General features: G+C 62.9%; 21 protein-coding genes. 11 read left to right on the forward strand and 10 right to left on the reverse strand.

Features of this window, described 5'->3' with window-relative positions:
- Window positions 1-163 precede the first annotated feature (163 nt).
- Complete coding sequence (locus tag CGL56_RS05550) at window positions 164-829, reverse strand: hypothetical protein (protein ID WP_099105542.1); 666 nt, start codon at window positions 827-829, stop codon at window positions 164-166.
- Between the two features lie 136 nt (window positions 830-965).
- Here CGL56_RS05550 and CGL56_RS05555 point away from each other — a divergent pair, with 136 nt between their 5' ends.
- Window positions 966-1,469, forward strand: a complete 504-nt coding sequence (locus CGL56_RS05555) for a cupin domain-containing protein (protein WP_099105543.1) — start codon at window positions 966-968, stop codon at window positions 1,467-1,469.
- Window positions 1,470-1,532: 63 nt separating this feature from the next.
- On the opposite strand, the gene CGL56_RS05560 is transcribed toward CGL56_RS05555, so the two are convergent.
- The gene (locus CGL56_RS05560) at window positions 1,533-2,825 is read right to left on the reverse strand and encodes an ATP-dependent DNA helicase (RefSeq protein WP_099105544.1); all 1,293 of its coding nucleotides are present in this window, start codon (window positions 2,823-2,825) and stop codon (window positions 1,533-1,535) included.
- Between the two features lie 168 nt (window positions 2,826-2,993).
- On the opposite strand from CGL56_RS05560, the gene CGL56_RS05565 reads away from it, so the two are divergent.
- The 6 genes from CGL56_RS05565 to CGL56_RS05590 all read left to right on the forward strand — a co-directional run bounded on the left by CGL56_RS05565 (window position 2,994) and on the right by CGL56_RS05590 (window position 9,923).
- The gene (locus tag CGL56_RS05565; protein ID WP_099105545.1) at window positions 2,994-3,572 is read left to right on the forward strand and encodes a DUF3575 domain-containing protein; all 579 of its coding nucleotides are present in this window, start codon (window positions 2,994-2,996) and stop codon (window positions 3,570-3,572) included.
- A 25-nt stretch (window positions 3,573-3,597) separates the two neighbouring features.
- On the forward strand, window positions 3,598-3,984 hold the full coding sequence (locus CGL56_RS05570) for a hypothetical protein (RefSeq protein WP_099105546.1): 387 nt from the start codon (window positions 3,598-3,600) through the stop codon (window positions 3,982-3,984).
- 224 nt (window positions 3,985-4,208) lie between these two features.
- Complete coding sequence (locus CGL56_RS05575) at window positions 4,209-5,048, forward strand: M15 family metallopeptidase (RefSeq protein ID WP_099105547.1); 840 nt, start codon at window positions 4,209-4,211, stop codon at window positions 5,046-5,048.
- 122 nt (window positions 5,049-5,170) lie between these two features.
- Entirely contained in the window at window positions 5,171-5,524 is a 354-nt protein-coding gene (locus tag CGL56_RS05580) for a hypothetical protein (RefSeq protein ID WP_099105548.1), read from the forward strand.
- A 150-nt stretch (window positions 5,525-5,674) separates the two neighbouring features.
- Window positions 5,675-8,071: a S9 family peptidase gene (locus CGL56_RS05585; protein WP_099105549.1), complete on the forward strand. Its 2,397-nt coding sequence runs from the start codon at window positions 5,675-5,677 to the stop codon at window positions 8,069-8,071.
- 52 nt (window positions 8,072-8,123) lie between these two features.
- Window positions 8,124-9,923, forward strand: coding sequence for a DUF5060 domain-containing protein (locus tag CGL56_RS05590; RefSeq protein ID WP_099105550.1), 1,800 nt, complete (start codon window positions 8,124-8,126; stop codon window positions 9,921-9,923).
- Here CGL56_RS05590 and CGL56_RS05595 read toward each other — a convergent pair.
- Window positions 9,920-10,645, reverse strand: a complete 726-nt coding sequence (locus CGL56_RS05595; RefSeq protein ID WP_099105551.1) for a polyprenol monophosphomannose synthase — start codon at window positions 10,643-10,645, stop codon at window positions 9,920-9,922. The genes CGL56_RS05590 and CGL56_RS05595 overlap by 4 nt on opposite strands.
- Window positions 10,646-10,671: 26 nt before the next feature.
- On the opposite strand from CGL56_RS05595, the gene CGL56_RS05600 reads away from it, so the two are divergent.
- On the forward strand, window positions 10,672-11,520 hold the full coding sequence (locus tag CGL56_RS05600) for a transporter (RefSeq protein WP_143470630.1): 849 nt from the start codon (window positions 10,672-10,674) through the stop codon (window positions 11,518-11,520).
- 12 nt (window positions 11,521-11,532) lie between these two features.
- Here the strand turns inward: CGL56_RS05600 and CGL56_RS05605 are convergent, their stop codons facing one another.
- The 5 genes from CGL56_RS05605 to CGL56_RS05625 form a co-directional block, all read right to left on the reverse strand.
- Window positions 11,533-12,291 carry a (Fe-S)-binding protein gene (locus CGL56_RS05605; RefSeq protein ID WP_099105553.1) on the reverse strand — a complete coding sequence of 253 codons (759 nt, stop codon included), beginning with the start codon at window positions 12,289-12,291 and terminating at the stop codon, window positions 11,533-11,535.
- An 86-nt stretch (window positions 12,292-12,377) separates the two neighbouring features.
- A complete protein-coding gene (locus tag CGL56_RS05610; RefSeq protein ID WP_099105554.1) occupies window positions 12,378-13,946 on the reverse strand; it encodes an AAA family ATPase in 1,569 nt (522 codons plus the stop codon).
- 120 nt (window positions 13,947-14,066) lie between these two features.
- The gene (gene rpsU, locus CGL56_RS05615) at window positions 14,067-14,255 is read right to left on the reverse strand and encodes a 30S ribosomal protein S21 (protein WP_099105555.1); all 189 of its coding nucleotides are present in this window, start codon (window positions 14,253-14,255) and stop codon (window positions 14,067-14,069) included.
- A gap of 41 nt (window positions 14,256-14,296) precedes the next feature.
- A complete protein-coding gene (locus CGL56_RS05620; RefSeq protein WP_099105556.1) occupies window positions 14,297-14,602 on the reverse strand; it encodes a hypothetical protein in 306 nt (101 codons plus the stop codon).
- Window positions 14,603-14,606: 4 nt separating this feature from the next.
- Window positions 14,607-15,134: a hypothetical protein gene (locus CGL56_RS05625; protein WP_143470631.1), complete on the reverse strand. Its 528-nt coding sequence runs from the start codon at window positions 15,132-15,134 to the stop codon at window positions 14,607-14,609.
- A 219-nt stretch (window positions 15,135-15,353) separates the two neighbouring features.
- Here CGL56_RS05625 and CGL56_RS05630 point away from each other — a divergent pair, with 219 nt between their 5' ends.
- On the forward strand, window positions 15,354-17,804 hold the full coding sequence (locus CGL56_RS05630; protein ID WP_099105558.1) for a TonB-dependent receptor domain-containing protein: 2,451 nt from the start codon (window positions 15,354-15,356) through the stop codon (window positions 17,802-17,804).
- Here CGL56_RS05630 and CGL56_RS05635 read toward each other — a convergent pair.
- The gene (locus CGL56_RS05635; RefSeq protein ID WP_099105559.1) at window positions 17,801-18,625 is read right to left on the reverse strand and encodes an alpha/beta hydrolase; all 825 of its coding nucleotides are present in this window, start codon (window positions 18,623-18,625) and stop codon (window positions 17,801-17,803) included. The two genes, CGL56_RS05630 and CGL56_RS05635, sit on opposite strands and share 4 nt — an antisense overlap.
- Window positions 18,626-18,781: 156 nt before the next feature.
- On the opposite strand from CGL56_RS05635, the gene CGL56_RS05640 reads away from it, so the two are divergent.
- Together CGL56_RS05640 and CGL56_RS05645 are read left to right on the forward strand one after the other, a co-directional pair.
- A complete protein-coding gene (locus tag CGL56_RS05640; protein WP_167641623.1) occupies window positions 18,782-19,771 on the forward strand; it encodes a Gmad2 immunoglobulin-like domain-containing protein in 990 nt (329 codons plus the stop codon).
- 200 nt (window positions 19,772-19,971) lie between these two features.
- Complete coding sequence (locus tag CGL56_RS05645; protein ID WP_099105561.1) at window positions 19,972-20,934, forward strand: ATP-grasp domain-containing protein; 963 nt, start codon at window positions 19,972-19,974, stop codon at window positions 20,932-20,934.
- Between the two features lie 350 nt (window positions 20,935-21,284).
- Here the strand turns inward: CGL56_RS05645 and CGL56_RS05650 are convergent, their stop codons facing one another.
- Window positions 21,285-21,689 (reverse strand): DoxX family protein, encoded by a 405-nt coding sequence (locus CGL56_RS05650; RefSeq protein ID WP_099105562.1) that lies wholly within the window; start codon window positions 21,687-21,689, stop codon window positions 21,285-21,287.
- Window positions 21,690-21,755 lie beyond the last annotated feature (66 nt).

Consider the following 21,755-nt stretch of genomic DNA (forward strand, 5'->3'; position numbering starts at 1 on the left):
GCCGGGTGTACACGTGTACACCGAACAGAATACGCAGATAATAAACAATACCGGGCAGCTAGACCTGTTCCCGCCTAATCATTTACACTAATCCGTCAAGCTATATTAGGCACGGACAGGCAGCCAACCAGAAACCAGAAACCAGCAACCAGCAACCAGCAACCTACCCCAAACTACGCCCCACCAGTTCCCGCACGGTCAGGGAAAGCAGGAGTTGTTCTTCCTTGTCGTTGAGGTCGTCGGGGATGAATTCAAAGGCGCGCTGGCTCAGGGGGTCGTCCGTGCTGACGGGCAGGGTTTTGAGGGCAGCTACTTCGCGTTTGCCGACGCTGACGGGCAGGTAGTTCTCGCGGGGGGTGGCCTCGATGCGGGCCAGTTCCATGCCGGTGCGCTCACCCAGCAAGGTGCTGCCATCAATGGTACCTACGGGCTGCCCATCGATTTCCAGGCGGGTTTTGCCTTTCTCCGTCCAGTAGACGTAATCGTGGTCGGCGGTGCGGGCGTAGAGCAGGGCATTGACCTGCTTGCCGAGGTAGCGCCGGTAGCTGTAGCTCACCACGGGCTCGTGGAAGATGGTCGTGAAGGTGCCCTTGGCGGTGGTGCCGGTGCCCCGCTTGATCACCTGTTTCTCCTGGGTCAGGCTGAACAAGTCGAGTTCCTCCCGGTGAATTTTGACCAGGTCGGCACTCCAGCCGTCCATGTCCTGCTGGACTTCCCGCAGGACGCGGTCGCGCTGCTTGCGGGAGGGCATGCGGTTGCGGCTCCACTGGTTGAAGAGGTAGACCAGCAGGGCGACGAGGAGAACGGAGAGGATGAGTAGCACGATCATACCCAACAAACACTACTGGCGGGCCGCCGGGTTTACCGTTCGTCGAATTGATAACTGCGTTGGTCCGTGCCGGTGGCGAACCCGCCCCCCTACCCCGTCCGTTCAAGGGTCGACTGCCCCGAAAACGCGATTTGTCTTGTCTACCAAAGTCACCCAGCGCGGCCCTGCCACCCTGATCCAGTTGGACCCGTGGGAATGGATCCCGAACAGCTGCCTGCCCGTCATTGTCTACCCCGGTGCCTTCGCCGACGACCGCCCCGGAATGATCGAGCGGATAAAGAAGCGGCTGCACGCCACCAACTGGGGTAACATGTGGGTAGCCGGCATCTACCCCTACCCCCATTACCACAGCAACACCCACGAAGCGCTGGTGATGGTGGAAGGAAGCTGCACCATTCAACTCGGCGGCCCCGGAGGGTATACCCTGGAAGCTGGTACCGGCGACGTAGTCCTGCTGCCGGCGGGCACCGGACATTCCTCACCTACTGAATCCGGCTACCGGGTACTGGGCGCCTACCCCGGTGGCCGGTCGTGGGACCTGATCACCGACGCCGCCGATCACCGTCCCCCGGACGATCTGCCACTACCCGCCCACGACCCCACCGGTGAACGGGGGGTGATGCGGGAGGTGTGGCAGTAAGGTTGGGCGGGCGGCCAGGCTATTCCCCTTGGGTTTGGCACCGGCGCTCCGCCGCAAAAAAGATTACCGCATCCGCTCATAAAACTGCACTACCTCGGGATCGACCAGCACATCGCGCAGGGTGAGGGGTTGCCGCAGTACGATCCCGTCAAGGGTGCGGCACCGGCTGAGGGCCACGTAGGTCTGTCCGTGCTCGAAGGCCCCGGAACGGCCCAGGTCCACGATGATCTTGTCGAAGGTTTTGCCCTGGGCCTTGTGAATGGTGACGGCCCAGGCCAGGCGCACGGGCAGCTGGCGGTAGGTGCCCAGGGTTTCAGTGGCGATCTTGCGTAGGTCGGCCCCGTCGGCGGTGTAGCGGATGATGTCCCATTCGTCGTATTCGACCTCCACCTCTGCGGGGCGGCCGTTCTCTACGATTTCGAGTACGACCGAGCGGGGCTTGCACTCCTTGACCGTGCCGATGGTACCGTTCACGAAGCGGCGCTCGCTGTCGTTGCGCAGGGTCATCACCTGGGCGCCGACCTTGAGCCGCAGCAGCTGGGGCACCGGGAAGAGGCGGTCCGGGAAGTTGCCCTTCACCTCGGCGGTGTAGAGGTGCTCCGGGGAGTCGAGGGCCTCCAGGGCGTTGGCGTTGATGCGGGTGACGGTGGCGTTGCGGGCGGCCAGCGTCAGGTAGTTGCTGCCTTCCTCGGGCTCGAAATCGGGCTGGTAGCGGGCGTTGAGGTCCTCGAGCTCGTCGCGGTCCACGGTGGCGTTGCGGATACTTTCCAGGAGTCGGAGGAAGTGGCGGCTGTCCTGTCGGTACACCTGCCGGAGTTCGATCATTTCCAGGTCGATGTAGTCGAGGCAGTCGGCGCTGAAAAAGTAGGGGCTCGCGTAGCGGAGACTGAAGAATTCCCGCTCCGTCTCACTGCTCACTACCGGGGGCAACTGGAAGAGGTCGCCGAACAGGATCAGCTGTACCCCACCAAAGGGTTCGCCGCTGCCGCGATTGAGGCGTAGGCCGTAGTCGATGGCCTCCATCACGTCGGCCCTCACCATGCTGATCTCGTCGATCACCAGCGTTTCCAGGTTGGCGAACAGCCGCTGGTAGCGGCGGTTGGGCCGGATGTCCTTTGACTGTAGCAGGCGGGGCGGGAAATTGAAGAAGGAGTGGATCGTCTGTCCGCCCACGTTCAGGGCCGCCACGCCGGTGGGCGCCAGGACCACTACGTTCTTGCGGGTACTGCGCTTAAAGATCTGCAGCAAGGTCGACTTGCCGGTGCCGGCCCGGCCGGTAACGAAAAGGTGGGCACCGGACTCCATCCGCTCCAGGGCGTAGTTAAAATCATCGGACAGTTGCAGGGGTTCAGGCATGGGCGCGAAGGTAACGGAGTGGAGGTTGACGCGGGCGACGGGCGGGGTGGAAAGGGACTGGATGTACTCCGGTACGGTCGCAAAAAATAAATCTGCGGGGCCGGCAACGGAGCATCTGACCAGGGACTAATTTCAAATGGTTTCTCCACCCTTTAACCTCTTCGGGCCATGAGCAAGTTCCTGTGGCTGGTGTGCTGCCTCTTCCTTTCCGCCGCCCTCAGTGGCCAAACGGATGCCAAGATCAACGTCGGTTCCGCCCTCGGCGGCGGCATCAACGTGGCGGCCGAGTTCCCCCTGGGTGGGCAGTCGGCACTCTCCGTCGGTGCGGCCTATTCCAGCCTGGCGTATTTCGACACGGATAATGAGGACTACCGCTACCGAAGCCTGCGGCTCATCCCGGAATACCGCTACTACTTCGCGCCGCGGGCGGGATTTGATCGCTTCTTCGTCGGGGGCTACGGCAAGGTCGGGCGCGTAGCGGGAACCGACATCTGGTCCCATGAGGAAATCCGCGCCATGCGCGCCGCCATCGGCATGCTTTCCGGCCACAAATGGATCGCACCCTCCGGCTTTCTCTACGAACTGAATGCCGGCATCGGGCGGTCGGTTACATTCGGTGGCAATGAGGATGAGGCTGTATACCAGAAGGTAATCGGGGACCTGTCGGGGCTCGACCTGCGACTGGGGATATTGGTGGGCTGGCGCTTCACGAAGCAGGATCCGGGGCGGCGGCGTTCGGCACGCTAGCGTCCCTGCGTTGTACCTTTGCGGCATGCTTACCTCCCGATTTCTCGCCCTCCTGGGCGGCGTGACCCTGCTGGCCGGTGCCGGCGTTGTACTGAGCCATGTGCTGTTGCCCATCGGTTACTCCCTGCCCTTCACCATCACCACCATGGTGCTCTTCATTCTGGTGTGCGTGGCCATCTTTTTCCTGGGGCGCCGAAGCGCGGGTGCCGAGAACAAGTTGCTGTTCAGCAACGTGTTCCTGGCCTCCACCATCGCCAAAATGTTCCTCTGCGGCATGCTGGTAGTGGGTTACGTCATCCTGGGTGAGCCCAGCAGCAAGCTGTTCATCGTTCCCTTTTTCTGGCTTTACCTGGTGTATACGGGCTTCGAGGTCTACTTTCTGATGAAGCTGTCGGCCATCGTCGCACGCTGACTTTCTGTCAGACATCGGATGTCTGACTTTTCGGCAGACATCCGATGTGGTTAGCTGGCCTATAGATGTATTTTACGAAATGCAGGAAGAAGCAGGTAAGTTGACACATGTTCGCGTCCCATTCTTACCATTTTCTCGGACTTTCTGGCAGACATCGGATGTCTGACATCCTGTCAGACATCCGATGTCTGCGTCTCAGGTCTGTGCCCTATTTTCGCCGACCTATGAAGCATCTCTTCCTTTCCCTGACAGTAATTGCCGCCCTGGGCTGCGGCACCGGCGAAGCACTCCCCCCCGAGACAATGGACAAGGGTCCTGCGGTGGTCGATTCCACTGAGCAGGGAATTACGGCACCCGCGCCCGCGCCCAGCCTCAGCGACAGCATCGGGGGGATACCTACCTATGAATACCTGACCGGGAAGTTCGATCCGGCCGCCCACCCCGACTTCGTGAAGGTGGCCGACCGCTACACCGACGGAGACCCCTACCTGCTGCACCGGGAAACCTACACCGCCTTCGAGCGGATGCACGCCGCCGCCCTGGCCGACGGGGTACGACTGCGGATCGTCTCCGCTACCCGGAACTTCGCCCGGCAGAAGCAGATCTGGGAAGCCAAGTGGAACGGACAGCGCCTGCTCGAGGGCAAGGAAAAAGCCGATGAAGTTTACCCCGACCCCGCCGACCGCGCCCGGGCCATCCTACGCTACTCCAGCATGCCCGGCACCAGTCGCCACCACTGGGGTACGGACATAGACCTGAATGCCCTGAACAACGACTATTTCCGGCAGGGAGAGGGACAGAAGATCTACGACTGGCTTACCACCCACGGTGGGGAGTACGGCTTCTGTCAGCCCTATACGGCCAAGGGTCCCGAACGCCCTAACGGCTACGAGGAAGAGCGCTGGCACTGGAGCTACCGGCCGCTGGCCACCCGCCTGACCGACTATGCGGCCAATGAACTGCAGGACACCGACATCAGCGGATTTGCCGGTGCGGAGGCCGCCCCGCGGATCGGGGTGGTAGAAAACTACGTCCTCGGCGTGAATTCCGACTGCAAGAAATAAGGAGCGGGGCCTGACTACCAACAAGTTGTCCACGGGAGGCCAAGCTTTCCCCTACCCCGGCAAAATAGCGGTAAACTTATGGCGGGGTACCCCGCGTTTACCCTTACACACAAGAACTGCCTATGGAACTTTACGACATCAATCGCTACGCCCTCATCGTTACGCCTAGTGAGGCCCTGCTGCGCTGGGCCATCCGTGAAGACCCCACCATCGAGGAGGAGATCGACTTCGACGACACCTCGGAACTCACCACCGTCTACCTGCTGCCCGACTTCGACGAGATGGACGAAGCTGAGGACTGGCTGGAGCAGAACTTCATGCCCATCCTGGAAAACCTGCTCGCCGAATGGGTGGAGGACGACTCCAACTGGCCCGACAACCTGGCCTTTAACCACTTCGAGAAGTTCAGCGACTACACCATCACGAATATGGTGATCGACACCCAAGACGCCAGCTACGACCAGGAAGAAGACTGACCCTCCCGGCTCACCCCACTGATTTCAGGCACACACTAGCGCAAGGCCCTCCCGGGCCGCACCGCTGCTCCGGTTTTGCTGGCGATCTGCCCCCGGTCAGTGTACCCCTTTTCGAAATCCGTGGCCCCACGGCCACCCTCGCCCAGTCTTATGAATTACCAACGCCCCCCCGAAGCAATCGCCGATCTGGTCAACCTGAAGCCGGATCCCCTCATGCTGTTCGGCCCCGACCGCGACTACATCATCATCGCGGACCGGCCGATGTACCCCAGCGTTGAGGAGCTGAAGGAGCCGAAGGTCAAGCTCGCGGGGCGGCAGATCAATCCCGACCGCTTTTCCCCCCACGGCAGCCGCGGCTTTTACCACCCCCGGCTGCGCCGAATTTCCACCGGGGAGGACCGCTCCTTCCAGGGGCTGCCCAAGGGAGGCATGTACCGCTACTTCTCCTGGTCGCCCGACGGCAACCGCATCGCTTTCTGCCTGGTCACCGAGGATGGCCTACAGCTCTGGACCTGCGACCGCAAGTCGCTCCACTGCCAGCCGGTAGGCGAAAGCGACATCAACAACAGCCTTGGTGGCGTGCCCTACGACTTCATCGGCAACGAGCGCTTCCTCATCAAGCGCCGCATCCCCGGTGCGAAGAAGCCGTCGATGTCGGAGAACGTCACCGGCCCCATCGTCCAGGATTCCTCCGGCAAGGAGGGCTCGAACCGCACCTACACCAACCTGCTGCAGAGCGACTACGACGTGGCCCTGTTCCGCTACTACGCTTCCAGCCAGCTCTACCTCCACCGTCTGGATACGGGCCACGAAACCCCCTGGGCGGAGCCGGGCATTATTGCTGGCCTGGGTGATTCGCCGAACGGCAAGTACTTCCTGATTACCTACGTGGTGGAGCCCTTCAGCTTCAACGTACCCTACGACAAGTTCGCCGACCGGGTGCTGCTGCTGGACCGGGAGGGAAGCGTAATCCGGGAACTCACCCAGCGGCCCGTCGTGGAGCACCTGCCCCCGGCCTTCGGGGCCGTCATAACCCAGCCGCGGCGCTTCAATTGGCGCAGCGACCACCCGGCCCAGCTGTACTGGACTGAGGCCCTCGACGGCGGCGACCCCCGCAAGAACGTCCCCTACCGCGAGCAACTCTACTACCTGGAATCCCCCTTTACCGGCGAGCCCCAGAAAACCATTAAGCTGCCCATGCGCTTCGGTGCCCTGCGGTGGTGCCGGGGCGACCTGGCCATCGTGGTCGACTGGGAGTGGGCCACCCGCCGGCAGGTGACGCGCCGCTGGTTCCCGGACGCCCCCCAGCGCCAGCCCGAAGTGCTTTTCGACCACAACTGGGAAGACAACTACAACGACCCGGGCAGCGTGGTCACCGTATCCCTGCCCAGCGACCACAGCGTGCTGCTCACCCGCGACGGGGGCGACACCCTGGTGATGGTCGGCAACGGTCACCGCCCCGAGGGGCCGCAGCCCTTCATCGACGGCTTTAACCTGACTACCCGCCAGAAAACCCGGCTGTGGGAGAGCACTCCTCCCTACTTCGAGCGCCCCCTGTTCTTCCTGGACGAGGATCCCGACTACTTCCTGCTGGCCCGGGAGCAGGCCAGTGAGCGCCCCAACTTCTTCCTCAGGCATCTGCTGACTGGCGAGGAGGTGCGCATCACCGACTTTCCCCACCCCTACCCCCAGCTGCGGCATACCAACTACGAGCTGATCACCTACGAGCGGGCCGACGGGGTACAGCTGAGTGGCGAGCTACACACCCCGGAGGGCTTCGAGCCGGGTCGCGAAGCCCCCCTGCCGGTGTTGATGTGGGCCTACCCCCAGGAGTACAAGGACGCCGACAAGGCCGGGCAGGTACTCACCAGCGCCCATCAGTTCAGGCGCATCAGTCCGCTGTCGCCCCTGCCCTTCCTGGCCGCCGGTTACGCCGTATTCGACGACTTCGCCATGCCCATCGTGGGCGAAGGGGACGAGGAGCCCAACGAAACCTTCATCGAGCAGGTACGCATGAATGCGGAGGCGGCGGTGCGCAGGTTGGTTGAACTCGGAGTGGCCGACCCCCGCCGCATCTTCGTGGGGGGCCACAGCTACGGGGCCTTCATGACCGCCCACCTGCTGGCGCACACCGATCTTTTTGCCGGGGGCATTGCCCGCAGCGGTGCCTTCAACCGCACCCTGACCCCCTTCGGCTTCCAGGCCGAAGAACGCACCTTCTGGCAGGTTCCGGAAACCTACGTCCGGCTGTCGCCTTTCGTACACGCCGACAAGATCGACAGCCCGCTGCTGCTCATCCACGGAGAGGAGGACAGCAACAGCGGTACCTACCCCGTGCAATCCAAGCGAATGTTCACCGCCCTGGACAACCTGGGCAAGAACGCCCGCCTGTGCCTGCTGCCCTACGAGGATCACGGCTACGCGGCCGAGGAGAGCATCCTGCATATGCTCTGGGAGATGCACCGCTGGATGGAGATGCACCAGCGCCCCGCCGCGGAGAAAGCAGCCGCCACCGCACGTCGGGAGGAGGCCCACCGCCAGCGGTAGTTTGCCAACGGAAAATGGTGGCCTTTAAGTAAGTTTACCGGAAACCGTTGCCGTGCTCCGATTCCTTTCCCTGCTGGCGGGGGTAGCCACCGTACTTTCCGGCTGCCGCAGCGCCATGACCTTTACCCACCCCGACCTGGATAAGTGGGAAAAGCTGACCCTGTCCTTCCCGGGTCCCGAAACCGGCGAGTCGGCTCCCGTAAACCCCTTCGTGCAGTACCGCCTCGACGTCACCTTCACCCAGGACGATTACCAGATCACGGTGCCGGGCTTCTACGCCGCCGACGGCAACGCCGCGGAGAGCAGCGCCGACCTGGGCAACGTCTGGCAGGTGCGCTTCCGCCCCGACCGCAGCGGGGAGTGGACCTACGAAGGCCGGCTCGTGACCGGCGACAGCATCTACCTAGCCGAACCCGGGGAGGGAAAGGTGGTGGAGCGCTACACGGGCGCCTTCTTCGTGGGTGAGGCGCGCGCCGGAGAAACCGGCCGCCTCGTTCGCAATCACCCCCGCTACCTGCAGTGGGCCGAAACGGGCGATTACTTCCTCAAAACCGGGGTGGACAGTCCGGAAAACCTGCTCGGTTACGAGGACTTCGACGGCACCTACCGCCACAGCAACACCTTCCGGGAAGGAGAGAGCAAAACGGAAGGCCTGCACGTCTTCGCGGCCCATATAGACGACCACGGCACCCGCGACCCCGCCTGGAAAAACGGACGCGGGAAGGGCCTCATCGGAGGGATCAGCTACCTGGCCTCCGCCGGGGTGAACAGCATCTACTTTCTCACCCTGAACATCAACGGGGACGGCAAGGACGTTTGGCCCTACACCAGTCACGAGGAGCGTTTCCGCTTCGACGTGAGCAAGCTCGACCAGTGGGAAATCGTCTTCGACCACGCCGACAGCCTGGGCATGATGCTCCACTTCGTGCTGAACGAAACCGAGAACGAAACCCTCCTCGACGGTGGGGAAACCGGCCCGGAGCGGCAACTTTACTTCCGGGAACTCGTGGCCCGCTTCGGCCACCACCGCGCCGTGACCTGGAACCTGGGCGAGGAAAATGGTCCCAACAGCTGGTCGGAGAGCTGGCAAGACAACCGGCAGCAGCGGGAAGTGATGGACTGGTTCGCCCGCCACGACCCTTACCACAATTACGTGGTGCTGCACACCCACCCCGGGGAGGAGGCCTTCGCGAAAATCTACGCTCCCCTGCTCGGCGACCAGCGGCTCGGAGGGCTATCGCTGCAACTCGGCGACCCCTACTCCGCCAACGCCGTGACGCGAAAGTGGCTCCAGCTGTCCGCCGAGGCCGGGGCACCCTGGATCATGACCCTGGACGAAGTAGGGCCCTGGTGGCGCGGACTGGACCCTGACGACGCCACCCCCAACAACCAGGACAGCCTGCGGGCGCTGACCCTCTGGGGTAACCTGCTGGCGGGCGGGGCCGGGGTGGAATGGTACTTTGGCGCCCGCAGCCCCCACAACGACCTGAACCTCGAAGACTGGCGCAGTCGCGACCGTGCCTACCGCTGGTCGGCCCACGCCCGCCGCTTCTTCACGGACCACCTGCCCTTCTGGAATATGGAGGCCCGCAACGAACTTACGCGGGAGGAGAATGAATTCTGCTTCGCCGAACGGGGAGAGGTGTACGTGGTGAACCTGCCCTTCGGCGAACCGGCCACCCTGGACCTGAGCGGCACGGAGGGAGAATACACCGTAAGGTGGTTCAATCCCCGGGAGGGAGGCGAACTGGAGGACTATGGCGAATTGGTACAGGCCAGCGACGGGGAGGTCGAGCTGGTGCCGCCGGGCGACGGTCACTGGATCAGTCTGCTGAAGCGGCGGCCGCGCTAGCGCCAGCGCAGGCTGAGTACTCCGAGTACGGCTTCCTTGATGATCGACTTGTGCATCTTGCTGTTGCCCGCGATCCGGTCGGTAAACACGATGGGCACTTCCACGATGCGGAAGCCGAGTTGGCGGGCCGTGTACTTCATCTCGATCTGGAAGGCGTATCCGATGAAACGGATTTCGTCCAGGTCCATCTTCTCCAGCACCGGCCGGCTGTAGCACATGAAGCCCGCGGTGGGGTCCTTGACGGGCATGCCGGTGACGATGCGGGTATAGAGACTGGCACCGTAGGAAAGGATGATGCGGTCGAGCGGCCAGTTCTTCACCTTGCCGCCGCGGGTGTAGCGGCTGCCCACGGCTACGTCCGCCGGCCCCTCGTGGCAGGCGGCCCGCAACCGGATGAGGTCGGCGGGCGTATGGCTGAAGTCGGCGTCCATCTCGAAGAAGTAGCGGTACTTTTCGGGGCGGGCCAGTCCCCAGCGGAAACCGTCGAGGTAGGCGGTACCCAAGCCGAGCTTGCCGGCCCGCTCGAGCAGGTGGAGGGCACCCGGGTACCGTTGCTGCAGTTCCCGCACCAGATCTGCCGTTCCGTCGGGGGAGCCGTCGTCTACAATGAGAAGGTGAAAGGGCTCGGACAGACCTAATACCGCCTCCACCATTCGCGTTATGTTTTCGCGTTCGTTGTAGGTGGGGATAATTACCAGACTGTCGCTCAAGGAAGATTTCATTAAGCGGCCAAAGATAGGACAGCCACATGATAGATAGGATACGGCGGATTTCATTGTATTGGCTGAGCCCCGCCGCGCTGGTGAGCCTGCTGCTGGTATCTCCCAACCTGGCGGCCCAGGGACCGATCGGCGGCTTCCCCGTGGCCCGGGGCGAAGTGGCCATCGCGCCGGCCTACAGCGTGGAGCGCTACGACACCTACTTAGGGGCCGGCGGAGCCCCGGAAGACCGCAGCGTCACCACCACGGGGTACAGCCTCTTCGTCGAAGCCGGCCTGAACGACCAGACGGCCCTAGTGGCCACCCTGCCCTACCTGCGTACTGAAGACCGCTCCGGTAGCCTGCAGGACGCCTCCCTGTGGATCAAGTACAAGAACTTCGACCAGCGGGAGCGCAAGGGGGCCCAGCGGGTCTTTACCGCCGTAGGACTCAGCTTCCCGGTGGGCAACTACGCCACCACCGGCATCGCTGCCCTGGGGCAGCGGGCGAGCGTCTTCCACGGGCGGCTGGTGTACCAGTACCAGTTTGACAGCGGCTTTTTCGTGCACGGGCAGTCCGGTATCGACTTCCAGTTCGCCCCCGAGAGCCGGTCTACCTGGCCCCTGCTGCTCCGTACCGGCTACGGCAGCCGCTACTTCTACCTGGAGGGGTGGATGGAGTTCATCACGGCCCTGGAACCTGGCACGGCGGTACAGACCGCCACGGCGGGTTCCGGCAGCAGCTGGCGGCGGTTGGGGGGTACGGTTTACCTGCCGGTGCTGCCCTGGGCGGGCGTGGTGGCCGGGGGCGCCTACGTGCTCGGGGGGGAATACATTGGCCAGAGCAGCCGCTACAACCTCGGGCTGGTCATCAAGCTGGTGCCCGAGGCGGCGGAGTAACGCTCTTCCCGGCTAGCGGGCCGGCACCGCCGCTTCCGCACTGTTGAGGATTTCCGCCACGTGCATCACGCGCAGGGGCAGCTTCTCCCGGCGCATCAGCCCTTCGAGGTGCATGAGGCAGGACATATCCCCACTGGTGACCACCTCGGCACCGTGGCGCAGGTGATCGGCGATGCGGTCCCTGCCCATCTTGGTAGACAGCTCCGGCTGGTTGACGCTGAAGGTGCCACCGAAGCCGCAGCACTCGTCGACGCGGTCCAGGGTGACCAGTTCCACCCCCTCCACCATGCCAAGCAGGTAGCGGTAGTAGCTGAAGTCGGCCCCCACCCGCTCGGAACTGGCACCCAGCCGCAGTCCTCGCAGGCCATGGCAGCTGTTGTGGATGCCCACCCGCGCCGGGAAGCGGGCACCGGGCAGTTTCTGCAGGCCGATGACGTTCACCAGGAAGTCGGCCAGTTCAAAAGTGCGCTGGCGGATGTCGGTTACCTCCTCGCTCGGTGGCAGCACGTCGTAGTGGTGGTTCACGTGATAGACGCAGCTGCCAGACGGGCACACGATATAATCGAATGCCCGAAAGGTCTCCACGAAATGCTCATAAATGGGCCGGGCCTCCTCTTCCATACCGCTGTTGGCGAGGGGTTGTCCGCAGCACGTCTGTTCCCGGGGGTAGACCACGGTGCACCCCACCTTTTCCAGCAGCTCCAGGGTAGCAATGCCCGCCCGGGGGTAAAATTGATCGATGTAGCAGGGAATGAAGAGGCCGACAGTCATGTGCGCGGAGGAATAATGGGTTCGCTCCGAAAGGTAAGTCGGGCTTCCGGCTTGGGTATCCGGGGATGTCCTGCCCGGTCATTTTGTCAGACATCCGATGTCCCGTAGCCGAATTGCAGCTTCTCCAGCCGCAGCAGCAGGCCGGAAAGGGCCTCGCGCACCTCTTCCAGGTTGGCGGTGACCACCCCAGCGAAGGCGGCGTCGACGAAGAGGTGGTCGGCGATGCCCGCCAACTCCTGAGGACCGTGGTCCGTGATGGCCGCCAGCTGCTCCTCCATATACTTGCGCAGCCGATCGGCCCGCTCGTCCCAGAAATCCCGCAGGACGCGGTGGGGATTCTTGCGGATCACCTCCCGCCGTTCGGCCAGGCGAGTGCGAAGGCGGAAGACGATGTCCGTCCCGTTGAAGTTGACCTCGATGGTATTTTCCCGGGGCCCCTTCCGGCCGCGGATGCGGTTCACCAGGTTCAGGTCCTCGTCGTAGAAATTGACGCTGGTGAATTCCGTATCGCTCAGTCCGCGGAACTGCTCAATGGCCACCAGCACGCCCCGGAACTGGCTCACGTCCTTCTCCAGCTCGTAGTAGCTCTCCCGCACCGGCAGCAGCTGTTCCTCTTCCTGTACGTGGGTGATGTGGGTTTCTTCCCGCACGTCGGCCTCGAACTCGCGGATCTCCTTCTTCAGGTTGCCCAGGTTGACGGCCACCGAATAGCCGTGCTTGCGGACGGCATCCACGATCATCTCGCGGATGGTTTCCCGCTGCTCCGGACCATTCCAGAGGCAGTGCTCCAGGAGGAAGCAGTCCATAAGGTTCACCCGCCCCCGCCCGTGCAGGAAGGCGGAGGTGCGCAGCAGGCGGACGGCCTTCTTCCACCGCCGGTCGTAGATCATGATGGGGTTGGCGGCGTGGTTGGGCTGAGCGTTGTACTCCTCGATGCGGTAGAGGAGCAGCTGCAGGGTATTGAGCACCTCGGCGGGCACCTCCACCGCGTCGATGCGGGCGGACCAGGCGTCGAGTTCTTCCTCGGTGAGCTTGGCGGACTGGGGCACGTTGTCCTCGTACACGTCCTGGGTATCCACCACCATCTTCACGAAGTTGCGGTACTCACTGATCCGGTCCAGTTCCAGGCGGACGAGGAAGCGGTCCCAGATGGGCGCCAGGTTGGCACTGCGGGGTGGCAGTTCGTTGCTGGCGGTGATGATGCCGCGAATATTGACCTTCAGGTCCTCGTCGCCGTTGCGGTAGATCTTCTCGTTGAGGATGGTCAGCAGGGCATTCTGGATGGCCGGCCCCGCCTTCCAGATCTCGTCCAGGAAGACGATGTTGGCGCCGGGCAGGTAGCGGTCGGTTAGCCGTTCGTACTTGTCCTCGTCGCGGAGCTTCTTGATGGAGATGGGGCCGAATACCTCATCCGGTGTCGAGAACTTCGACATCAGGTATTCGAAGCTCACCCCGTCGCGGAAGGCGTACTTCAGCCGGCGGGCGATCAGGCTTTTGCCCACGCCCGGGGGGCCTAGCAGGAAAATGCTTTCCCCGGCCACGGCGGTGAGCAGGGCAAGGCCCATGGCGCGGTCTCTTTCGTAGAGTCCGGCGGTCAGGGCGTCGAGCAGGGCTTCGGTGCGGAGGCGGAGGTCTTGTGCGCGATGAGCGGTCATGCGGGGGTAACGGCGCCGGGAAAGGATGGTTTGCCTACAAACAGACAAACGGCTTCCGGAGGTGATTCTCCGAAAGCCGTTCGCGGATCGGGAAGCGGGGCTTCCTGCAGTCGCGGGACCTTACTGGTCGCCGTACTTCTCCAGGCGGTATTCTGCCTTCAGTTTTTCCTTCCGGCGCTTAACGCTAGGCTTGGTGAACTCGCGGCGGTTGCGCAGCTCACGGATGACGCGGGTGTTGATAGACTTGCGCTTGTAGCGCTTCAGGGCGCGGTCGATGTTTTCGCCCTCACGTACATTGATAATTAGCATTAAGCGTTCCTATTTTTTGAATTGGAGCGCAAAGGTAACGACTAATTCTTGATCGCGCAAGCTATTTCCACGATGGTTCGCCCGGTTTCGGTGCGATAATTCAGTTTTTCGACGTCCAGTTTACCCAGCAGGGCCCGGGGGTCGGGAGCGGGGGTGGTAGTTTGAGGCTTGGGCGAAGGCACTTCCGTCGGAGCGGGGGGCGCGGGCGCGGGTGCCGTGAGCTGTGCCAGCAATTCGTGAATGCCCAGGTTGATCAGGTCGTCGGAGAGGGAAAGCTGGCCCTCCACGCGGCTGCCGGCGAGGTCGCGGAAGTCGTTATCAATGAGGTGTTGGAGCACGGGGTGCATGGGGTCAATCGGTTTTGAGGTGAAGTTGAAGGATCAGCCGGTTGGCTTCGCTGTGGAGATCGAGTTCGCGGATGAGGGGCACCAACTGCTGGTAGCCCAAGTGGGTCAGCAGGGCCGGCACGTGCAAGCGGAGGTACTTGCTGGTCAGCTCCACTCCCTGTGGGAGGCGGGCTTCGATCTGCCCCTGCAGCAGACTGATGAGGGAGCGGTCCAGGAACCCCAGTCCGTCGACGATGTCGAACCGCAACCAGGGCTGATCCGGGAAGGCCACCGCGGGGCCCGGCACGAAGGTGATGCGGCGGGTTACCGAACCCACCACCGGGGCGTGGGCCGTGAGGTGCACCCGGAAACGGTTGCCACTTTCGGGATCAATGAGCAGCTGCTGCACCGGTGTATCCGGCGGGCGGGCCGCCAGGACCTCGTTGAGCAGCGACCGGGTCAGCGGCAGCGAAATGCGCAGGTCCGTCCCCGCCAGGGCCGCGGCGGGCGTACGCAACAGGGACGCGATGGTGGGGGAAGCAGGAATCGGCATAGTGGCATAACCGCCGCCCTATTGGCGGGTTCGCAGATGCCGGTGGGATAGTCGCTTCCCGGAGAAAATGGGGCCAATCGCGGCCGAATTGGGGCACTCGCGGCCTCCGGTCGATCATCCGGGTAGTTTGCTCGACGATCCGGGGGGCTGCCTCTACGCTTTCCTGAACGGTATTCCCGGGACCACGTTAGAACAGGTAAATCCCCTGACCCCAATACCATGAAACCCCTCTACACCCTGCTTTTCCTTTTGCTTTGCACCTGCGTCCGCGCCCAGACCGACGGTACCACCCCTACCCTGGCCCCCAACACCGGGGGCGTCGGCGGCACCCTGATGGACGCCGCGAACGATGAGCCGGTGGGGTTTGCCAACATTGCCGTATACCGGGTAGAGAGTGGCGAAATGGTGACCGGTACCACCAGCGACATCGACGGCAAGTTTTTCATCAAGGACCTCCCCTACGGTGACTACCGCCTGGAAGTGACCTTCATCGGCTACGAAGAAGAGGAAATGATGCTGGAGCTCAATAACTCCGAGCGCTTTATCGAAGTGGGGGCCATCGACCTTGCCGCCGGCGGGGCTACCGACCTGGATGAGGTGGTGGTGACCGCCGAGCGCGCCATTATGGAACTGGGCCTGGACCGCAAGTCCTTCAACGTGGAAAAGAGCGTGGCCTCCAGCGGCGGCTCCGCCGAAGACCTCCTGCGGCAGATCCCGGGCATCACGGTGGACCTCGAAGGCAACGTAAGCCTGCGCGGCAGCGGCGGGGTGCGCTTCCTGATCAACGGCAAGCCCAGTGGACTGGTGGGCACCGACCCGGCAACCTACCTGAAGTCCCTTAGCTCCTCCAGCATCGAGCGGGTGGAGGTGATCACCAACCCCGGCGCGGCCTTTGACCCCGAGGGTACGGCCGGCATCATCAACATTGTACTGAAAAAGAAGCAGGACGACGGCTTCAACGCTACCGTAAACCTGAACGCCGGCACCGGCAACAAATTCGACGGCAACCTCGACCTGAACTGGCGCAAGGGAAGGTTCAACTCCTTCGCCGGCATCAGTGGTCGCTACGACGAACGCTTTTTCCGGGGCTTCCGCGACCAGTCGGGCACCCTGGGCGACAGCCTCTTCAGCCGCTACTTCACCTTCGAGGGCGACCGGGTACGCGAGTCGCAGATGTTCAAGCTCGGCACTGAATACAGCATCGGGGAACGCGGACTCATTGCGCTGCAGGGCAACTACCAGCTCGAGGAGGGCGACAACAGCAACCTGCGCACGACGCAGTTCTTCAACAGCGAAGGCGAACTGGACCGCACTAGCATCCGCACCGAAACCGAACCGAACGACGAGAGCGACTACGAGATCCAGGCCAGCTACAGCCAGACCTTCCGGCAGGAAGGCCGTCAACTGACCGGCCAGCTGCAGTACAGCAACAACGACGAAAGCGAAATCGAGAACTACGATGAGGTCATCGTCGACGCCTTCGACGACCTGCTGGAAACGAACCGCCAGCGCTCTCCCACCCTGGAGGGCCGCAGACGCTGGCTGGGACAGCTCGATTACGAGCAGACCATGGGCGACTTCAAGTTCACCACCGGCTGGCGCTCAACGCTGGAGCGGCTGGAGGAGGACGCCGAGTTCCAGACGTTCGGGATCAGTGATTTCGAGAAGGTGGACAGCCTGAGCAACCTCTTCCGCTACGAGGAAGACATCCACGCCATCTACGCCAGTTTCGGGGGCAAGGTGGACAACATCACCTTCAACCTGGGACTGCGGGCCGAGCAGGCCTACACCACCAGCCGCCTCCTGGAACCCAACCCTGAGACCTTCGAGAACGACTACTTCAGCGTCTATCCAAGCGTTTTTGCCGGCTACGCCTTTACCGAAAGCACCACCCTGCAGGCCAGCTACAGCCGCCGGGTGGAGCGGCCCCGGGCCTGGGCCCTGAACCCCTTCGTGGACCGCGGCGACCCCTTCAACCTCCGCGCCGGCAACCCCTTCCTGCTGCCCGAGCGCATCAACAGCTTCGAGCTCAACCTGCAACAGCAGTACGGCAAGGGCACCTTTACCGGCGGGGTATACTTCCGCCAACGGAACGACATCATCAGCCGCATCACCCGCGTACTGCCGGGGGGCGTGAGCCTGAGCACCCGCGATAACCTCGACCGGGGCCGCGACTACGGAGTGGAGATCATCAACACCTACCGCCCTACCGAGAAACTCGACCTGACGTTCAGCGCCAATGGCTACCGCTCGGAAATTATCGGCAACAACCAGGACGAGAGCATTGATCAGAACGGCTACCTCTTCAGCGGCAATGTGCAGGGGAGTTACGAGCTTCCCTGGGACGTGAAGGGGCAGTTCACCTACTTCTACCGCAGTCCGGGCGTGCGCCCACAGGGACGCATCCGGGCCATCCAGAGCCTAGACATTGGCTTCCGCAAGGACATCCTGGACGGCAAGGGGGCCGTCACCCTGCGGGCCACGGACGTATTCAACACCCGCCGCTACCGCTTCACCACGGAGACCGGCGGCCTGGTTACCGAAAGTGAGTTCCAGCGCGAAAGCCGCATCGTATACCTTGGCTTTCAGTACAGCCTCAACCAGCTCGGACAGCAGCGGGAAGGTGGCCGCCGCGGTGGCGGGGGCGGTGGCGGCGAGGACGACTTCTAGTCTGCCCCTCCGATCAGCCCAATCTCCCGCAGGAATCGGTCGCTGGTTTCCAGGGTAGCGCGGAAGTTTTCGGTATGGTTCACGTTGAAAAAGCCGTGGCGGCCACCCGGGTACAGGTCCAGTTCGCAGCGGCCGCCGACGCGTTCCACGGCCATGCAGAAATATTCCGCGGTGACGACGGGGATCAGGTGATCCTCCGTACCGAGAAGGAAAAGGGTTGGCGGGGTATCCGCGTCGATATTGTGCAGGGGGGAAAAGCGGGAATAGGCCTCCCCTATCCTTTCGTAGCCGTATCCCGCCGGCCCGTTGTCCACCACCGGGTTGAACAGCAGCAGGGCGGCGGGCTGGCTGCTGACCGAGAGGTCATCCGCGGGGTCATTGTAGTCGTTGATCAGGGCGGTGGCCGCCGCCAGGTGGCCGCCGGCCGAACCGCCCGCCGCGACGATGCGGGACGTATCCACCCGCCAGCGTTCGGCGTTGGCCCGCACGTAGCGCATGGCCGACTTCGCGTCCATCACGGCGGTAAAGGGGTCGGTGCCGTGGCCCTTCCGGGTGCGGTAATCCGCGAGAAAGCAGACGAAGCCCAGCTCGTTGAAGTGCTCCGCTTGGGGGCGGAATTGCTCGCGGGTGCCCTGGTTCCACCCGCCGCCGAAGAAGAAGACGATGGCCGGCCGGAGCGTCGCTGGATCCCCTTCGGGGGGAAAGAGGATTTCCAGTTGGAGGGCGGAGCTGTCGAGCTGTTTGTAGGTTACCACCTCGGCCGGCTGAGCCGCCACGGTAAAGGAGGTCAGCCACAGCAGGAGCAGGGCAATTGGTTTCATAGCCTGGGGTTTGACACGTAAGATAGCTGCGTGCGCAAAGTTTCTCCGAACTTAGGTAGCGGTATGCCCCACGAATCCCACGGTGGTGGATGGATTACATCAACTCAAGTACTGCCAATCCCTGCGCCCGGCGCGCGGAGTAAATCAAATGTGACCATGCACAAGCTTCTATCCTGCTTCCTGATCCTATTCCTCACGGCCTGCCCCGGCCCTTCGGACACCTCCTCATCCCCGCCCACCGACGGGAAGACGTACGCCAACCCGGAAATCGGCGCGCAGCTGCAGTACCCGGAGGAATGGACGGCGGTGGAAAACACCCGGGCCCCTGCGGGAATCGTGGTCAGCCTATTCCCCCTTGATCGGTCAAAAGGCCTGAACCTGCCGCTGGACGTTCACGGTCCGGGCGACCTGCCCTACCTGAGCCTCTGGCCCGGCGGGCTGGGCACCGAGCCCCCGGCTGGCCGCTCCATGACCTGGGCTGCCGCGGAGGAACCGCTGCCGCAATTGAACTTCGCCGTCGACGAGGAGCAGTCTACCGTATTTCAGCTCGCGGACGGCCCCCCCTGGGCTTACCTGATCTATCCCGCGGACCATCCGGCCGGCTGGCGGGAAGGGGGGTTCGTCTTTGCCCAGTACCGCACGGATGAACTCACCGTCACCTGCGCGGGTGCCGATGGCACGGCCAAAGCCATGCGCGGGTGTGATCCCCTGGGCGGCGATATAGTGAGCCGTACGGGCACCGTCGACGCCGCCTCCCGGGAGACGGTCAACGCCATGCTGGCCTCTATCACCCTGACCGAGGGCGACGGGAAATCAACCGAAGAAATGATCCGGGTTACCTCCCCCGGCCCCAATACCGAGGTAAGCTCCCCCCTGGAATTTTCCGGAGAAGCGCGGGGCCCCTACTACTTCGAAGCCGATTTCCCGGTGCGCCTGGAGAGGGCGGATGGTACCGTGGTGGCGACCGGTATTGCCACCGCCCAAAGCGAGTGGATGACCGAAGATTGGGTACCCTTTACCGGTCGCCTGGAATTTGTTGTGCCCGACGATGCGCGGGGCTACCTGGTCTTCGAGCGGGACAATCCTTCCGGTCTCGAAGAGCACGCGCGCAGCTACCGGCTGCCGGTGGTTTTTTCCCGGCGTTAATCCCCGGCGACCGACATCGGATGTCGATTTGGGCGAAAACCGGCCCATATCCGAGGCTGGTCGCCTAAATTGGGCGCAATTCCTGCGTTTGCGGCGCGGCGACATCCGATGTCGGCCGGCGGCCCGGCACCCGCGGCCCCGCCCCCGTAAACATTTGCCGGGGGGTGGGTTTATGGCAGTACACACAATCAGGACACCCTATGAAAAAGATCGGTATTCTCTACGGGCGCGAGCGCTCCTTCCCCCCCGCGGTCATCCAGCGGATCAACGACAAGAACGTGGACGGCATCACCGCCGAACCGGTGAAGATCGACAAGGTGGGCCAGGGGCTGAACCCCGGCTACGCCGTCATCATCGACCGCATCAGCCAGGACGTTCCCTTTTACCGCGCCCTGTTGAAGAATGCCGCCGCCACTGGCACCGCCGTCATCAACAACCCCTTCTGGTGGAGTGCCGACGAGAAGTTCTTCAACAACGTAGTGGCCGTGGGCCCCGCCGGCGTACCCGTTCCGAAGACGGTGCTGCTGCCCAGCCACGAGCACCCGGACGATACCAGTGACGAGAGCTTCACCAACATGGCCTACCCGCTGGACTGGCAGAGTATCTTTAACTACATCGGTTGGCCGGCCTTCATGAAGCCCCACGCCGGCGGCGGCTGGAAGAGCGTCTACAAGCTGGAAAACGCCGAGGAGCTCTGGAAGGCCCACAAAGAGACCGGTCAGCTCGTGATGATGCTGCAGGAGGCCATCGACTTCACCAGCTACTTCCGCTGCTACTGCATCGGCCGCAAGCACGTGAAAATCATGCACTACGAGCCCCGCAACGAATTCCTCGACCGCTACCGGGTGCACCACGACGTGAGCCAGGAACTGCTCAACACCATCCACGACTACGTCCTGAAGCTGAACGACTGGCTGGGCTACGACTTCAACACGGTGGAATTCGCCGTGCGCGACGGCATCCCCTACGCCATCGACTTCTGCAATCCGGCCCCCGACGCCGACAAGTTCAGCGTGGGTGAGGAGAACTTCGAATGGGTAATCGAAACGGCGGCGAACTACGCCATCGAGCGGGCCCAGCAACAGCAGCCCGGGCGCGACAACCTGACCTGGGGCAAGTACATCCGCACCGCGGTGGACGGCACCTACGCTTTCGGACGGTAAGGAGATTGGGCTCGCTGCGCTCGCTATTAGACGCGCTGCGCGCTGGTTGGAGTTGCTCGCTGCGCTCGCTACTGGACGCGCTTCGCGCTGGTTAGAGGCACTCGCTACGCTCGTTTGTTAGATGCTCACTACGCTCGCCGTCAGACCATCCGGTGGGGGATTTTTTGTTCGCAATACCACGCCCGCTACCAGGAGACTAACCACAGCACGATCGTGATTCTTACATCCGCCATTGACGAACGAGCAAAGCAAGCGATTCTAACCAGCGCGAAGCGCGTCTAACCAGCGAAGCGCGTCTAACCAGCGAGCGTAGCGAGCAATTCTAACGAGCGAAGCGCAGCAAGCTCCCCCTACCGCACCTTCTCCACGAACAGCTTATGGTCCAGTGAATACCGCCCCGGGCCGGCGATCAGGATGGCCGTGGCCGCTACCGCATAGTGAAGCGGGGTAGCGACGCGGCCCCAGGGATCTCCGCCCGCGTAGTGCACCAGGAAGGCCGCCACCAGCATGGTGAAGATGTAGGGAACGGTAGCCAGGCGGGTGAAGAAGCCGACGGCGATGAGAATACCGGCAATGAACTCCGCCGACCCGGCCAATACCAAACTGGTAGCGGGGCCCAGTCCGAGCGGATCACCGAATTTGAAGTCGCCAGCGAATATTTTCAGCATTTTGCCCAGCCCGTGGCCGAAAGCCATTTCCAGGCCGAACCAGAGGCGGAGGACGAGTAAGGCGATATCGATATTCCCTTTAGTCATGGATCAGGTTTATTTGAGGGGAAAATAGGAAATGCCCCCTATACCCCGGGAGGGTGTTCTACCCTA

This window comes from Neolewinella marina (assembly GCF_002631205.1).
In the GTDB taxonomy this organism is placed as follows: domain Bacteria; phylum Bacteroidota; class Bacteroidia; order Chitinophagales; family Saprospiraceae; genus Neolewinella; species Neolewinella marina.

Bases quoted from the DNA above. Each gene is read 5' to 3' on its own strand.
- CGL56_RS05595 (WP_099105551.1), bottom strand. From the start codon at position 10,645: ATGAAATCTTCCTTGAGCGACAGTCTGGTAATTATCCCCACCTACAAC.
- CGL56_RS05645 (WP_099105561.1), top strand. From the start codon at position 19,972: ATGAAAAAGATCGGTATTCTCTACGGGCGCGAGCGCTCCTTCCCCCCC.
- CGL56_RS05570 (WP_099105546.1), top strand. From the start codon at position 3,598: ATGCTTACCTCCCGATTTCTCGCCCTCCTGGGCGGCGTGACCCTGCTG.
- CGL56_RS05600 (WP_143470630.1), top strand. From the start codon at position 10,672: ATGATAGATAGGATACGGCGGATTTCATTGTATTGGCTGAGCCCCGCC.
- CGL56_RS05575 (WP_099105547.1), top strand. From the start codon at position 4,209: ATGAAGCATCTCTTCCTTTCCCTGACAGTAATTGCCGCCCTGGGCTGC.
- CGL56_RS05650 (WP_099105562.1), bottom strand. From the start codon at position 21,689: ATGACTAAAGGGAATATCGATATCGCCTTACTCGTCCTCCGCCTCTGG.
- CGL56_RS05560 (WP_099105544.1), bottom strand. From the start codon at position 2,825: ATGCCTGAACCCCTGCAACTGTCCGATGATTTTAACTACGCCCTGGAG.
- CGL56_RS05625 (WP_143470631.1), bottom strand. From the start codon at position 15,134: ATGCCGATTCCTGCTTCCCCCACCATCGCGTCCCTGTTGCGTACGCCC.
- CGL56_RS05585 (WP_099105549.1), top strand. From the start codon at position 5,675: ATGAATTACCAACGCCCCCCCGAAGCAATCGCCGATCTGGTCAACCTG.
- CGL56_RS05640 (WP_167641623.1), top strand. From the start codon at position 18,782: ATGCACAAGCTTCTATCCTGCTTCCTGATCCTATTCCTCACGGCCTGC.
- CGL56_RS05550 (WP_099105542.1), bottom strand. From the start codon at position 829: ATGATCGTGCTACTCATCCTCTCCGTTCTCCTCGTCGCCCTGCTGGTC.
- CGL56_RS05635 (WP_099105559.1), bottom strand. From the start codon at position 18,625: ATGAAACCAATTGCCCTGCTCCTGCTGTGGCTGACCTCCTTTACCGTG.
- CGL56_RS05630 (WP_099105558.1), top strand. From the start codon at position 15,354: ATGAAACCCCTCTACACCCTGCTTTTCCTTTTGCTTTGCACCTGCGTC.
- CGL56_RS05610 (WP_099105554.1), bottom strand. From the start codon at position 13,946: ATGACCGCTCATCGCGCACAAGACCTCCGCCTCCGCACCGAAGCCCTG.
- CGL56_RS05580 (WP_099105548.1), top strand. From the start codon at position 5,171: ATGGAACTTTACGACATCAATCGCTACGCCCTCATCGTTACGCCTAGT.
- CGL56_RS05620 (WP_099105556.1), bottom strand. From the start codon at position 14,602: ATGCACCCCGTGCTCCAACACCTCATTGATAACGACTTCCGCGACCTC.
- CGL56_RS05565 (WP_099105545.1), top strand. From the start codon at position 2,994: ATGAGCAAGTTCCTGTGGCTGGTGTGCTGCCTCTTCCTTTCCGCCGCC.
- rpsU (WP_099105555.1), bottom strand. From the start codon at position 14,255: ATGCTAATTATCAATGTACGTGAGGGCGAAAACATCGACCGCGCCCTG.
- CGL56_RS05605 (WP_099105553.1), bottom strand. From the start codon at position 12,291: ATGACTGTCGGCCTCTTCATTCCCTGCTACATCGATCAATTTTACCCC.